This window comes from Acidimicrobiales bacterium (assembly GCA_035630295.1).
GTDB lineage: Bacteria > Actinomycetota > Acidimicrobiia > Acidimicrobiales > Iamiaceae > Iamia.
In genome coordinates this window covers 14,615-27,738 of sequence record DASQKY010000003.1, presented here as the reverse complement: position 1 = coordinate 27,738, position 13,124 = coordinate 14,615, and the positions used below count along the sequence as shown (strand labels likewise).

Annotated in this window: 13 protein-coding genes; 5 read left to right on the top strand and 8 right to left on the bottom strand. The window is 75.8% G+C overall.

Annotation, left to right across the window (positions count from 1 at the left end; genetic code table 11):
* Position 1: 1 nt before the first annotated feature.
* The 3 genes from VEW93_00765 to VEW93_00755 all read right to left on the bottom strand — a co-directional run bounded on the left by VEW93_00765 (position 2) and on the right by VEW93_00755 (position 2,651).
* The gene (locus VEW93_00765; protein ID HYI60315.1) at positions 2-1,027 is read right to left on the bottom strand and encodes a carbohydrate-binding protein; all 1,026 of its coding nucleotides are present in this window, start codon (positions 1,025-1,027) and stop codon (positions 2-4) included.
* A gap of 453 nt (positions 1,028-1,480) precedes the next feature.
* Positions 1,481-2,068: a hypothetical protein gene (locus tag VEW93_00760; GenBank protein HYI60314.1), complete on the bottom strand. Its 588-nt coding sequence runs from the start codon at positions 2,066-2,068 to the stop codon at positions 1,481-1,483.
* A 100-nt stretch (positions 2,069-2,168) separates the two neighbouring features.
* Positions 2,169-2,651: a GNAT family N-acetyltransferase gene (locus VEW93_00755; GenBank protein HYI60313.1), complete on the bottom strand. Its 483-nt coding sequence runs from the start codon at positions 2,649-2,651 to the stop codon at positions 2,169-2,171.
* Between the two features lie 153 nt (positions 2,652-2,804).
* Here VEW93_00755 and VEW93_00750 point away from each other — a divergent pair, with 153 nt between their 5' ends.
* Together VEW93_00750 and VEW93_00745 are read left to right on the top strand one after the other, a co-directional pair.
* Positions 2,805-2,990 (top strand): hypothetical protein, encoded by a 186-nt coding sequence (locus tag VEW93_00750; GenBank protein ID HYI60312.1) that lies wholly within the window; start codon positions 2,805-2,807, stop codon positions 2,988-2,990.
* A gap of 91 nt (positions 2,991-3,081) precedes the next feature.
* The gene (locus tag VEW93_00745) at positions 3,082-3,975 is read left to right on the top strand and encodes a M90 family metallopeptidase (GenBank protein HYI60311.1); all 894 of its coding nucleotides are present in this window, start codon (positions 3,082-3,084) and stop codon (positions 3,973-3,975) included.
* 25 nt (positions 3,976-4,000) lie between these two features.
* Here VEW93_00745 and VEW93_00740 read toward each other — a convergent pair whose 3' ends face one another.
* Entirely contained in the window at positions 4,001-5,404 is a 1,404-nt protein-coding gene (locus tag VEW93_00740; protein HYI60310.1) for an amidase family protein, read from the bottom strand.
* Complete coding sequence (locus VEW93_00735; GenBank protein ID HYI60309.1) at positions 5,401-7,140, bottom strand: wax ester/triacylglycerol synthase family O-acyltransferase; 1,740 nt, start codon at positions 7,138-7,140, stop codon at positions 5,401-5,403. The genes VEW93_00740 and VEW93_00735 overlap by 4 nt, the downstream gene beginning before the upstream one ends.
* Positions 7,141-7,262: 122 nt before the next feature.
* Between VEW93_00735 and VEW93_00730 the strand changes: the two genes are divergently transcribed.
* Positions 7,263-7,733 carry a hypothetical protein gene (locus VEW93_00730; GenBank protein ID HYI60308.1) on the top strand — a complete coding sequence of 157 codons (471 nt, stop codon included), beginning with the start codon at positions 7,263-7,265 and terminating at the stop codon, positions 7,731-7,733.
* Between the two features lie 9 nt (positions 7,734-7,742).
* Here the strand turns inward: VEW93_00730 and VEW93_00725 are convergent, their stop codons facing one another.
* From VEW93_00725 to VEW93_00715, 3 genes are all read right to left on the bottom strand, one after another.
* Positions 7,743-8,432 (bottom strand): NUDIX hydrolase N-terminal domain-containing protein, encoded by a 690-nt coding sequence (locus VEW93_00725; GenBank protein ID HYI60307.1) that lies wholly within the window; start codon positions 8,430-8,432, stop codon positions 7,743-7,745.
* Between the two features lie 50 nt (positions 8,433-8,482).
* On the bottom strand, positions 8,483-10,828 hold the full coding sequence (locus VEW93_00720; GenBank protein HYI60306.1) for a [protein-PII] uridylyltransferase: 2,346 nt from the start codon (positions 10,826-10,828) through the stop codon (positions 8,483-8,485).
* 73 nt (positions 10,829-10,901) lie between these two features.
* Positions 10,902-12,242, bottom strand: coding sequence for an FAD-dependent oxidoreductase (locus VEW93_00715; GenBank protein ID HYI60305.1), 1,341 nt, complete (start codon positions 12,240-12,242; stop codon positions 10,902-10,904).
* A 38-nt stretch (positions 12,243-12,280) separates the two neighbouring features.
* Here VEW93_00715 and VEW93_00710 point away from each other — a divergent pair, with 38 nt between their 5' ends.
* Both VEW93_00710 and VEW93_00705 read left to right on the top strand, forming a co-directional pair.
* The gene (locus VEW93_00710; protein HYI60304.1) at positions 12,281-12,757 is read left to right on the top strand and encodes an Rrf2 family transcriptional regulator; all 477 of its coding nucleotides are present in this window, start codon (positions 12,281-12,283) and stop codon (positions 12,755-12,757) included.
* A 123-nt stretch (positions 12,758-12,880) separates the two neighbouring features.
* Entirely contained in the window at positions 12,881-13,081 is a 201-nt protein-coding gene (locus VEW93_00705) for a cold-shock protein (GenBank protein ID HYI60303.1), read from the top strand.
* Positions 13,082-13,124: the final 43 nt, after the last annotated feature.

The window sequence follows — 13,124 nt, the reverse complement described above, 5'->3', positions numbered from 1 at the left end:
ATCATGGTCGGTGCGCGGCCCGGGCTCGAAAGCCGGCGGGCTCCCGGGGCCGAGCCCGGGACGGGAGGTCGGCCCTACCGGCCGAGGAGCCGGGACCGGCCGGGGGCCGGGCCCGGGGTGGGTGGCCCACCGAAGCCGCGGGCGATCTGCGCCCCCACGATGAGCACCGCGGCGATGCCGCTCGACTCTCTCCGCCTACGCCGCGCACCCCGGTCGGGGGCCCGGTGAGCTCGTCGCCTGATCCACATGATGGGTTCCGCTTTTGTTTGTGGTCCAACGTTCTGTGACCCGTCCCGTCTACCGCACCAGACCTTGCCGGATCTGCGCGCCACGGCCCGGAGCACCGCGTCGCGGCGCCCGCCGGAGCGGGCGCCGGGGACGGTGTCAGCCCGGCACCCGCCGGGGCCGCCACCTCGTCGGCCGGCACCGGCACCTCGGACCCCTCACGGTCGGGCTCCTCGACGGCACCCTCCCGGGGCGGGGGGACGGCCGAGGCCGGCAGGGGCTCCCACGAGCTCTGCCACGTGTTGTCCACGTCCGCAGTGGGGTCGTCGCCCTGGGTCCACCACTTGGCCCGGTAGGCCACGCCCCGGTGCAGGACCCGGTCACCGGCCTCGTAGGTGCCCCGCGACGTCCACGTGGGGAAGGTCCCGTCGGGCAGCTTCACCAGGGTGGCTTCCACCGGGCGGTCGGTGGGGAGCACGGGCCCGACGATGCGCCACGGCGCGTCCCACTCGTCCTCCACCGGCGCGTCGGGCTGGGCGCCCACGTTCCACCACTTGGCCTCGTAGACCTGGCCCCGCCAGACCACCTTGGCCGCCATCTCGTACTCGCGGCGGGGGCGCCAGTCGGCGTAGGGCCCGGTCCCGGCGCTGTCGGCCACGGGGGTCCGGCCGCTGGAGCCGGCCTCCTCCTCCACCGGCACCGCGGCGGTGGCCCGCCCGTCGACGGCCCCGAAGATGGTGGAGAACTCCAGGCGCTCCTGGGGCACCCCGCTGCACGAGGTGTTGGCGATGGCGGGGTCCACGTTGCCGGCGCAGGCCAGTCGACCGCGGCCTCGGGCGACGCGTACGAGCACAGGGGCCAGATCGCTTCCAGATCGTCGGTGTCCGTTGCTCGTGCGGCGTTGGGCTTCATGAGGAAGATCTGGTTCGGCGGCGCTCCGAGCACCCGGAGGGCTGGGTGCTCCAGCAGCACCTCACACTCGTCTGGTTGGAAGGTGGCCGGCCGGAAGCCAGCTGCCGCGTCGTTGAGCCACCGGCGCGCCAGGTCATGGCGGCGGCCGACGCGAGCGACCGCCGCCTCGAGGTCATCATCGAGTCGCTCGATGCTGTCGACGTCCCGGGTGGCACCACGTAACCCCATGAGCGCCAACAGCGCGCCGCCGACCACGATCAGGGTCCGCGGTGGGCCGGCGCCTGGAAGTTCGTCGGCGACCTCCCTGATGTACCCCCTGATCATCGTGGCGTCGAGCGGCTGGTCAGACACCGATGCTCCCTCGATCTCGCCACAGGCTCTCAACGTCGATCATCAACCCCCTGGCCGCCAGCTGTGCGGGAACACCACGGCCGGGCGCGGCGCGAGCGGTCGGGGGCCGGAACGGCTCATCGAGGCTCGGGACCGCCTCGGTCCACGCCGGACGGGGCAGCCCGGCGTCATCGGCCAGCTTCTCGGCCACGGCGGCCAGGAGGGCGTCGACGACCGGTTCGCCGGTTGGCCAAGGCGTCCGATAGATCGCCTCGGGGACCAGCTTCGGGTGGAGCGCCAGCTGGTCGAGCAGGAGTCGCCAACGGGTCCAGTCCAGCCGGAGCCGGCCCTTGCGGTTCGCCCAGGCGTCAGCCGTGTCGGCCAGGGAGGGGCGCGGCGCGGCACCACGACGGATGGCCTCGATCCGCAGCTCGTAGCCGGCCGCGTCAACGATCCGGGCCAGCGTGCCGATGGATGGGTCCACCTCGCCGGCCTGAATGCGAGTGATGGTCGACCCCGCGACCCCAGCCGCGGCAGCCAAGCTCCGCACGGGGAGCCCCGAGGCGTCCTTGGCTCCGCGGACCAGGTGGTCGATCTTCACGTCGTAAGCATATCTGCGTACTAGCCATCGTGCTGGCACGTGCGGAAGCCATCAAAGGCGGGTGCCCCGCGCCTGGCGTCAGACGCTCCATCGAGCGCTGTTAGAGGTCGAAGCGGTACACGTTGGTGTCGCGGGGCTCGAAGCCGAGGCGCCGGTAGAGGCGGTTGGCCACCTCGCGGGTGGGGCGGCTGGTGAGGTCGACGGTGCGGCAGCCCCGCTCGGCGGCCCGGGCCAGGGCGGCCCGGTTGAGGGCCTCGCCCACCCCCCGACCCCGGGCCTCGCCGTCGACCACCACGTCCTCGATCCAGGCCCGCAGGCCGGTGGGGATGCGGAACACCACCAGGGTCAGGGAGCCCAGGACGGTGCCGTCGTGGCCGTCGGTCGCCACCAGGAGGTGGGTGGCCGGGGAGGCCACGATCTCACCCAGCACCGCCTCGTCGGGGGCCGGGGCCGACCGCGACAGCTGCGGCACCAGGCGGGCGAAGGCAGGCACCAGGCCCGGCACCTCGGCCCCGTCGGTCACCTCCCGCACCTCGACGGGTGGTGGTGGGGCGGCGTCGGCAGGGGCGTCGGGCGGCGTCACACGGGGCGACGTTACCGGCCCTGCCCTGGCGGCGGACCCTGGCCGCGCCGGGCCCCCGCCGGAGGTCGGGCGACACACTTGCTTCAGGTGATGGTCGCGCCCTGGCAACGCGGGCGACGGCCGCCGGCAACAGAGCGAGCGTACGGTCCGTCCATGGCTCGCTTCCCCCTCCCCCAGATCCTGGCCAGCCTCTCCTACCGGGTCGGCCACGACGACGCCGTGCGCAACGCCCGGACCGAGCTCGACCTGGCCGAGCGCCGCGTCGACGTGGCCGAGGACCTCATCCGCCGGGTCGAGGCCCGCCAGGCCCCGGCCCCCGCCGCCCCCCGGGCGGCCTGACTCGCCGGACCCGGGTCGGCGCCCGTCCCCGGGCGGGCGCCGACCCTCAGCCGCCGATCTCCCGGCCTCGCCGTCGCCATCCCCCTGGACGATGGCGAGGCCGGGCCACCGCGCCGGGCTGCGACACTGGGGGGGTGCAGCGGACACGACCACCCCCGCACCCCGGGCCGACCGGGCCGTGAGCTGGTGGCGTCGGGCGCGCCCCGGCCTCCCCGACGGGTGGACCGGCATCGTGGAACGCTCCGTCGCGCACTGGCAGTTGCTCGACGACGACGAACGGGCCCGCCTGGCCGACCTGATGGAGGAGCTGCTCACCACCAAGCGCTGGGAGGCGGCCCACGGCTTCTCCCTGACCGACGAGATCCGCACCGTGCTGGCGGCCCAGGCCTCCCTGCTGGTGCTGGAGCTGGGGCTGGGGCTCTACGACGACATCGGGGCCATCATCGTCCACCCCACCACCATGACCCGCCACACCCGGGGCTACCCCGGGCCGGCGGGCACGGTGATCGACGGGGCCCTCCCCCTCCTGGGCCAGACCCAGCACCGGGGCCCGATCCTGCTGGCCTGGGACACGGCCCGAGCCAACGCCCGCCGGCCGGAGTGGGGCCACGACGTGGTCCTCCACGAGTTCGCCCACGTCCTCGACCTGATCGACCACGTGGCCGACGGCACCCCGCCCCTGCCCGAGGACGTGCCCCGCGACCGCTGGATCGAGGTGTGGTCCCGGGAACTGGTGGCCCTGCGCGCCGGGGTGGGCTGCCGCCTGCTGAGCGCCTACGCGGCCACCAACCCGGGCGAGATGTTCGCGGTGGCCACGGAGGTCTTCTTCTGCCGGCCGGTGGAGCTCCAGGCCGACCGGCCGCAGCTCTACGCCCTGCTCCGGGCCTACTACGGCCAGGACCCGGCGGTCCGGGCGCGCCGGAGCCGGGCCGGGTCGCCGCCGTCGCGCCCCCACCGGCCTCCCCCCGTGCGCCCCCGCCGCTGAACCGAGGGCGCGCCCCCGGGCCGGGTCAGGCGTCGGCTGCGGTGCGGGGCCAGGGGCGGGCCTGCTCCAGGACCCGGGTCAGGCGGAGGGCCACGTCGTCACGGTGGTGGCGGGTGGTGACCATCAACCCCACGGGCAGACCGGCCGCGGTGCGCCCGGCCGGCACCGAGGTGGACGGGTTCCAGCACAGGTTGGCCACCATGGTGAAGGGGGTGGCCATGGCCGGGTGGACGGCCCGGCCGGCGATCTCCGCCGGTGGCGGGCCCTCGGCCACGAAGGCGGGCACGGCCGTCGTCGGGGTGAGCAGCACGTCGACCTCGGTGAAGAGGGCCGCCACCTCCCGTTCCAGCACCGCCCGGCGCCGGGCCGGCGCCACCAGGCGGGGGATGGGGAGCTCGGCCGTCTGCTCCAGGGCCCGGCGGGAGTAGAGGGTGAGGTCGTCGGCCACCGCCGGCCACATGTCGTCCTCCAGGGCCAGCCACATGTCCAGGGCCCCGCCGGTGAGCCAGGTGCGGACCGGGTCGGTCAGGGTGACCGGTTCCTCGTCCAGGACCAGCCCCCCGGCCTCGGCCAGCGCGTCGGCCGCGGCCCGGGCCACGGTCGCCACCTCGGGGTCGACGGCGGCGAAGCCCAGGTCGGTCGACCACCGGGCCCGCAGGCCGGCCACGTCGAGCGCGTCGATGGCCTCCTCGTAGGAGAGGCCCGGGGCGGGCAGCGAGGAGCGGTCGCGGGGGTCCGGCCCGGCGGCCACGTCGAGGTGGCGGGCGGCGTCGCGCACGGTGGTGGCCAGGGCGCCGACCACCGAGGTCATGGAGCCGGTGGGTCGGTGGTCGGGGATGCGGCCGAAGCTGGCCTTGTGGCCCACCAGGCCGCAGAAGCCGGCCGGGCTGCGGGTCGAGCCCCCGCCGTCGCTGGCCGTGGCCAGGGGCACCAGCCCGCCGGCCACCGCCGCGGCCGAGCCGCCCGACGAGCCCCCGGGGGTGAGGCGGGTGTCCCACGGGTTGCGGGCCGTGCCCCAGGCCTTGGTCCGGGTCCAGCTCAGGGTGCCGAACTCGGGGGCCGCGGTCTTGCCCAGCGGGACGGCCCCCGCGGCCCGCAACCGGGCCACGTGGATGGAGTCCACGGCCACCGGCGGCCGGCCCTGGAAGGGGCGGGAGCCGTGGGAGGTGGGCAGCCCGACGCAGTCCTCCAGGTCCTTGACCCCGATGGGCACGCCGGCCAAGGGGCCCGGGTCCTGCCCGGCGGCCACGGTGGCGTCGACGGCGTCGGCCGCGGCCCGGGCCAGGTCGGGGGCCACGACCACGAACGCCCCCAGGGCCCCGTTGCCGGCCTCGACGGCAGCCAGGGCCTCCTCGGTGACCTGGCGGGCCGACCGGGCCCCGGAGCGGACGGCGTCGGCCAACTCGTGGGCCGGCGGCCAGGCCGTCACCGGCCCGAGGACTTCCTGGCCCCGCCGGTCGCCCGCCGGCCCCCGGTCGCCGGGCGACGCGTCGCCCCCGATCGGGCCGCCCCCTTCGCCGCCCTGGGGGCCTTGGCCGGGCCGGACGCCTTGCCCGCCTTGGTGGCCTTGGTCGCCTTGGTGCTCTTGGTGGCCTCGGCGCTCTTGGTGGCCTCGGTGCTCTTGGTCGCCTTGGTGCTCTTGCTGGCCTTGGTGGCCTTGCTCGCCTTGGCCGCCGCTCTCCGGGGGTCGGTCGGGGGGCCGGCGGCCGGGGTGCCCTTCCGGGGTGCGGCCGGCGCCGGGGCCGGGGCCAGGCCCAGGGCCGTCTCCAGGTCGGAGAAGGCGATCTCGACCCCCTCGGCCAGGGCGTGCAGGTCGGGCACCGCGCTGCGGTCGCCGGAGAGCCCGAAGGACAGGGTCCCGTCGTAGGAGATGACGGCGATGATCATGGCCATGCCGTCCACCACGCAGACGTAGGGGAAGGCCTCCAGCATCCGGGACCCCAGGCAGTACAGCGGGAACTGGGGGCCCGGGATGTTGGTGATCACGGTGTTGAGGGGCATGGCCCGCACGGCCAGGCGGGAGCCCAGGGCCAGCAGGGTGGGCGGGGCGTAGCCGCTGAGCTCCATCAGCGTGTCGGCCCCCACCGCCGTGCCCATGTCCTTGCGGCTGGCCATGTGGGCGTGGACGAAGCGGAGGCGTTCCAGCGGGTCGGGCTCGCCCACCGGCAGGTCGGCGGTCATCATGGACACCCGGTTGCCCAGGGCCATCTGCTCGGACACGTCGCGGACCGAGACCGGCACCATGGCCCGGTACACCAGCTCGGGGGAGACGGCGTCGCCCCGCGCCTGGAGGTAGGCCCGGATGGCCCCGGCGCAGGCGGTCAGGACGACGTCGTTGAGGGTGGTGGTGGCCAGGTCCGCGCCCCGGGCCGCGGCCGCCCGCCGCACCGCCTTGGCCCGCACCAGGTCGACGCGGGCCGGCTCGAAGCGGCGGTGGGGCGTGACCGGCACGTTCCAGGGGGCCGAGGGCGTGGTGCGGGTCAGGTCGAGGACGGTGCGGGCCACCTGGCCCACCCGCTCGACCGCCTGCTGGGGCACCCGCACCGCGGCCCGCACCGAGCGCACCAGCTCGGCCGGCTCCACGGCCCGTTCGACCAGGCTGTCGACCAGCAGGGCGGACGGGTCGGGGGCGGGCTCGGGCGTCCACGGCTCGGGGGCCACGTCGGAGGTGTCGGGCTCCAGGTCGAGCAGCACGGTGGCCACGTCGATGCCGGACACGCCGTCGATGAGGGCGTGGTGGGTCTTCTGGATGAGCGCCACCCGGTCGTCGGAGACGCCCTCGACGAACCAGATCTCCCACAGGGGCCGGCGGCGGTCGAGCATCTGGGCCTGGATCCGGTCCATCAGCAGCTTGAGCTGGGCCTCGGACCCCGGGGCGGGGATGGCGGTGAGCCGCACGTGGTAGGCGAGGTCGAAGTTCTCGTCGTCGACCCAGATGGGCCGGCCCTGGTCGAAGGGCACCTTCATGATCCGCTTGCGGAACCGGGGCACCAGGTGCAGGCGGGACTCGATGCGCCGCCGCACCCGGGGCAGGTCGAAGCGTCCCTCGGCGTCCAGGAGGGGCCCGGCCTCGAAGTAGGCCAGGGCGCCGACGTGGAGCGGCTGGTGGTCGTCCTCGACGTGGAGGAACACGGAGTCCTGGGGTGACAACCGGTCGTAGGGCATCGGCCGGAACCTACCGGAGCCCCCTGGGGGCCTGCCTCTCGGTCCCGGCTCCCATGGCGTGGCCCGGCCACCACCCGACGCGGTCCCCGGGCCACGGCCGGGTCCGGCGTAGCGTGCGGCCCATGGCGACCGTGGCCACCTGCGTCTGGCGCCTGCGACCCGAGCTGGTCCAGGCCCTCGAGGGGCACCTCGGCATCCCCGATGACAGCTACGCCAACGGCAGCCAGGTGTGGCTGCGGGGCGACGGGCCCGGGGGCATGCCCATCGAGTGGCGGCTCCACCCCCGGCCCGACTTCGCCCGGCCCAGCGCCGTGATCAGCCACGAGCTGTTCCCCCGGGTGGTGGCCGCCCTGGCCGCCGGCACCCCGCCGCCCGTCGACCCGGCCGAGGCCTGGTCCGGCCTGGAGGCCGCCCCCGCCTACGGCGACGAGGTCGACGAGGAGGTGCTGGTGGGCCTGGTCACGGCGCGCCTGGGCCAGCCGCCCGACGCCTCCGGCCAAATCGACCGCGACGACCTGGGCCGAGCGTGGGAGCGCTCCGGGGGCCGGCTGGACGTGGTCGAGGCCCTGGTCGACATCCTCGGCCGGGCCTGAGCCCGGACCTCAGGGGCCCTCGGGGCCCGGGTGCCAGGGCGGGTCGCGGGGACTGTCGAACCAGGTCTCCAGGGGCTGGCCGGCGATGGCGGCGAAGGCCATGTCGGCCCACCGGTCGGCTCCGGCCAGTGGGCCGGGCATCTCGTGGCGCCCGAACCAGCCCACGTCCGCGCACTCCAGGGGGTGGGCCTCCAGGGTGCCGCCGGTGGCCCGGCAGTGGAACACCAGGGAGTACAGCGGCACCCGGCTGAAGCCCTGGCGCATGCCGTCGAAGCAGGCGATGAGGCGCTCGACCTCGCACTCGATGCCGGTCTCCTCGTGGACCTCCTTGCGGGCCACCTCGGAGGGCGAGTAGCCGATGTCGGCCCACCCCGTCGGGTACAGCCACACCCCGGAGTCGGCTCGCTGGACCAGGAGGATGCGGCCCTCGTCGTCGCCCACCACCGCCCCCACCGCCACCTTGGGGGTGACGTAGCCGGGCACGCCCGAGCCCACCTGCTTCATCCACTCCATCACCAGCTGGGAGGGATCGAACGGGTGGCCGGCGGCGTGGTGGATGTCGGCCGCCACGGCCAGCACCTCCTCGAAGCGCTCCCGCTCGTAGGTGCTCTCGGTGAAGCCCAGGCCGGTCCGGGCGATGCCGGCCAGGGCCTCGCTCCAGCGCAGCAGGTCGACCTCGGACGGGGGCTGCCGGTCCATCCCGGGAACCTATCGCCGTCGCTCCGGGTCGCCGCCCGCGCCGGGCCCGGTCACCCGGCGTCCAGGGCGTGGAGGAGAGCCCGCTCGATCTCGTCCAGGTAGGAGGGGTCGGTGATCTTGCCCCCCGAGGCGTCGCGCACGTAGAAGGCGTCGACCACGCGGTCGCCGAGGGTCTGGACCTTGGCCGAGCGCACGTCGAGGTCCATCTCGGCCATGGCCCGGCAGATCCGCTCCAGCACGCCGGGGGCGTCGGTGGCGTGCACCTCCAGCACCGTGGCGTCGCGGGAGGCGGCGTTGTCGACCCGGACCTCGGGGGCCTGGGGCCGGGCGCTGCGCAGCCGGCCGAAGGGCCGGTGGGTGCGCTGGCGGTCGGCCAGGCGGGCCCGCAGGGCCAGGCGGCCGGCCACCGCGGCCTCCACGTCGGCCACCACCCGGGGCCAGGGGACGGGCTCGTCGCCCGGCGGCTCCAGGCAGATCCGCTCCAGGGCCCAGCCGTCGTCGGAGGACACCGCCTCCACCGAGCGCACCCCGAGGCCGTGGAGGGCCACCGCCCCGGCCACCCGGCGCAACAGGCCGGGCCGGTCGCGGGCCACGACGGTCAGGACGTCGCCCTCGCCCCGGACCACCTCGGTGGCCCCGGCCAGCAGGGCCCGGTGCTCGGCGCTGGGGAACGGAAGGGTGGTGGGCCCGGAGGGCTCGGCTCCCAGGGCCACGGCCGCCCGCTCGACCAGCGTGGCCACCAGGCCCGCCTTCCACCCGCCCCACGCCGCCGGGCCGGTGGCCTGCGAGTCGGCCACGGTCAGGCCGTGGAGCAGGCGCAGGGTGCGCAGCGAGCCCACCTTGGCCGCGATGGCCTCGGCCGTGGCCGGGTCGTCGAGGTCGCGCCGGGTGGCCACGTCGGGCAGCAGCAGGTGGTGCTCGACCATGGCCACCAGGGTGGCGGTGTCGTCGGTGTCGAGGCCCATGCGGGGCCCCAGCCCGGCCACCAGCTCCATGCCCACCTCGGTGTGGTCGCCGGGCCGGCCCTTGCCGATGTCGTGGAGCAGGGCCCCCAGCACCAACAGGTCGGGGCGGTCCACCGTCCCGGCCAGGGCCGCGGCCCCGGCCGCCGCCTCCAGCAGGTGCCGGTCGACGGTGTAGGTGTGGTAGGCGTTGCGCTGCGGGCGGTTGCGGACCGGCGCCCACTCGGGCAGGAGGCGCAGCCAGATGCCGAGCTGGTCGAGGGCCTCGACCTGGCGCACCGCCGCCGGGCCGGCCGAGAGCAGGGCCACCAGGGCGTCACGGGCGCCGTCGGGCCAGGGGTCGCCGAAGGGCGCGGTCTCGGCCGCCAGCCGGTCCAGCGATGCCCGGTCGATGCGGGTGTCGAGGCGGGCGGCGGCGGCCGCGGCCCGCAGGGCGACGGCCGGATCGGCGGCCGGGTCGGCCTCGGCCGTGAGGTGGACCTCGCGGTCGCGCAGCAGCAGGCCGTCCTCGATGGCCCGGGGCCGGCCCCCCATGGACCACCCGGGGCCGGCCAGCATGGCCCGCACCCGGTGCCACGTCTCGTCCGACCGCCAGGCGATGGTGCGGCCCCGCGCCGCCACCATGGCCATGAGCCCGTCGGCTCCGCCGTCCACGGCCAGGGCGTCGGCCACCGCGTCCTGCTGGTCGAGGGTGAGCACGTCCGAGGCCCGCCCGGTGACCCGGTGGAGCTCGGTCCGCACGGCCAGGAGGTCGGCCTCGGCGGCGTCGAAGGTGCCGTGGTCGTCGTCGAGGAGCACCTGGCGGGCCCGCTCGGCCCAGCGCACGGCGTGCACGTCCCGCAGGCCGCCCCGGCCCAGCTTCAGGTCCGGCTCCAGCAGGAAGGCCACCTCGCCGGATCGGCTGTGGCGCTGGTCGACCGAGTCGGCCAGGCGGGCCAGCCACCGCTTGCCCCGCTTCTCCCACTGGGCCGCGGCCTCGCGGCCCAGCCCGTCGGCCAGCGCCCGGTCGCCGGCCAGGCCCCGCACGTCGAGCAGGGCGGTGGCGGTGTCGAGGTCCTCAGCGGCCAGGGCCAGCGCCTCGCGGGGGGTGCGCACGGAGTGGCCCAGCTTCACCCCGGCGTCCCAGATGGGGTACCAGAGGGCATCGGCGATGGGCTCCACGTCGACGGCCCGGGAGTGGAGCAGGAGCAGGTCGAGGTCGCTGCCCGGGCAGAGCTGGCCCCGGCCGTAGCCCCCGATGGCCACCAGGGCGACCCCGGAGGGCGGGGTCCCGCCCGGGTCCTGGGAGCCCACAGCCCGGGCGAAGAGGGCAGCCACCCACCGGTCGACGGCGGCCGTCCACGCCTCGACCAGGGCCGCGCCCCGCAGGCCGGAGCCCAGCACCGCCGAGCCGTCGAGCACGGTGGGGTCGGTCGGGGCGGGGGCGGCGTCCATCAGGTTCGACAGGTTGGCGTCAGCATGTTTCCACGCCGTCGCCCCCGCGTTTCGGCCCGATGACGGCGCACCCCTACACCTGGCGGGCCACGGCCCGGGCCGCGACCTGGACGGGGTCCCACACGGAGGAGAAGGGCGGGGCGTAGGCCAGGTCGAGCTCCACCACGTCGTGGACGGTCATGCCGGCGGTGATGGCCGTGGCCGCGGTGTCGATGCGCTTGGCCGACCCTCGCCCGCCGACCACCTGGAGGCCGAGGAGGCGGCCGGTCCCCCGCTCGGCCACGGCCTTGACCGCCATGGGCTCGGCGTCGGGCAGGTAGCCGGCCCGGGTGGTGGTCTCGACCAGGGTGGAGACCACGCCGAACCCGGCCCGCTCGGCCTCGGCCGTCGACAGGCCGGTGCGGGCCACCTCGGTCCCGCACACCTTGGTGATGGCCGTGCCCACCACGCCGGGGAAGGTGGCGTAGCCGCCCCCGATGTTCACCCCGGCGACGCGGCCGGTCTTGTTGGCCACCGTGCCCAGGGCGACGTGGATGCGCCGTTGCGACACCCGGTGGTACGTCTCGGCGCAGTCACCGGCGGCCCACACCCCCTCGGCGCTGGTGCCCTGCCGGCGGCTGACCCGCACGCTCCCCCGCGACCCGAGGATCAGGCCGGCCTGCGTCGCCAGCTCGCTGGCGGGGGCGACGCCCAGGCCCAGCACCACCAGGTCGGCCCGCACCGGCCCCTCGGAGGTCACCACCCGGCCGGGCTCGAAGGCCTCGACGGCCTGGCCGAACCGGCAGTCGATCCCCAGGGCCCGGACCTGGCCCACCAGCCGCTGGCCCATGTCGGCGTCCAGGGTGCGGGCCATGGGGCCCTCGTTGGCCTCGACCAGGGTGACCTTGGCCCCCCAGCGGACGAAGGCCTCGGCCATCTCCAGCCCGATGTAGCCGGCGCCCACCACGACCACGTCGCGGCACCCCAGCTCCCGGGCCTGGGCCAACAGGTGGACGCCGTCGTCCACGGTCTGCACCCCCCTCACCCACGGCTGGTCGATGCCGGGCAGGTCGGGGCGGATGGGGTGGGCCCCGGTGCCCAGCACCAGCTGGTCGAACCCGAGGCGGAACGTGCGGTCGCGCTCGAGGTCGCGCACCTCGACGGCGCGGGTGTCGAGGTCGATGGCCACGGCCTCGTGGCGGAGGCGCACGTCGATGCGGTGCTGGTGGCGGAACTCCTCGGGCGTGCGGGCCACCAGCGCGTCGGGACCGTCGACGTCGCCGGCCACCAGGTAGGGGATGCCGCAGGCCGAGTAGCTGGTGCGGGTGCCGCGCTCCAGGGCCACGATGTCGAGGTCGGCCCGGAGGCGTCGGGCCTGCGACGCGGCCGCCATCCCCGCGGCGTCCCCGCCGATGACCACGAGGCGCTCCGGCATGAGGCGAGGCTACAGAGGGGCTGCCAAGATCGGCGGCCATGCGCACCACCGCCAAGGTCGACTACGCGGTGCGGGCCGTCGTCGCCCTGGCCCGGGCCGCGGCCACCGCGGAGGGGGGCCGCCCGGAGCCGGTCAAGGCCCACGCCCTGGCCGCCCAGGGCAGCATCCCCCCCAAGTTCCTGGAGTCGATCCTGGCCGACCTGAAGCGGGCCGAGGTGGTGGCCAGCCAGCGGGGGGCGGTGGGGGGCTACCGGTTGGCCCGCCCGGCCGACGAGGTCACCGTGGCCGACGTGATCCGGGCCGTCGAGGGCCCCCTGGCCGACGTGCGGGGCGAGCGCCCCGAGACCCTCGCCTACCCGGGTGACCTGGCCTCGCTGCAGCGCATGTGGATCGCGGTGCGGGCCAACCTGCGGGCCGTGCTGGAGCACACCACCGTGGCCGACCTGGCGGCCGGGAAGCTGGCTCCCGAGGTCGACGCGCTGGCCGACGACGACGACGCCTGGGACCCGCACTGAGGGGCCCGACGACCGCCGCCGAGCGGTCGCCCAGGCGTGGTCGCAGAAGCGTCGCGAACCCCTAGCATCTCGTGTGACGCCCGCGACGAGCGTGGGCGTGAAGAGAAGCAAAGAGGTCCATCCGTGCCCACCGGTACCGTCAAGTTCTTCAACGCCGAGAAGGGGTTCGGGTTCATCTCTCGCTCCGACGGCGACGACGTCTTCGTCCACTTCTCCAACATCCAGGGCGATGGCTATCGCACGCTGGAGCAGGGACAGACCTGCGAGTTCGAGGTCGGCCCCGGCCGCAAGGGCGACGAGGCCCTGAACGTCCGGGTCGTCTGACCCCCTCCGAGACGACGACGGGAGGGCGGGTCCGCACGGGCCC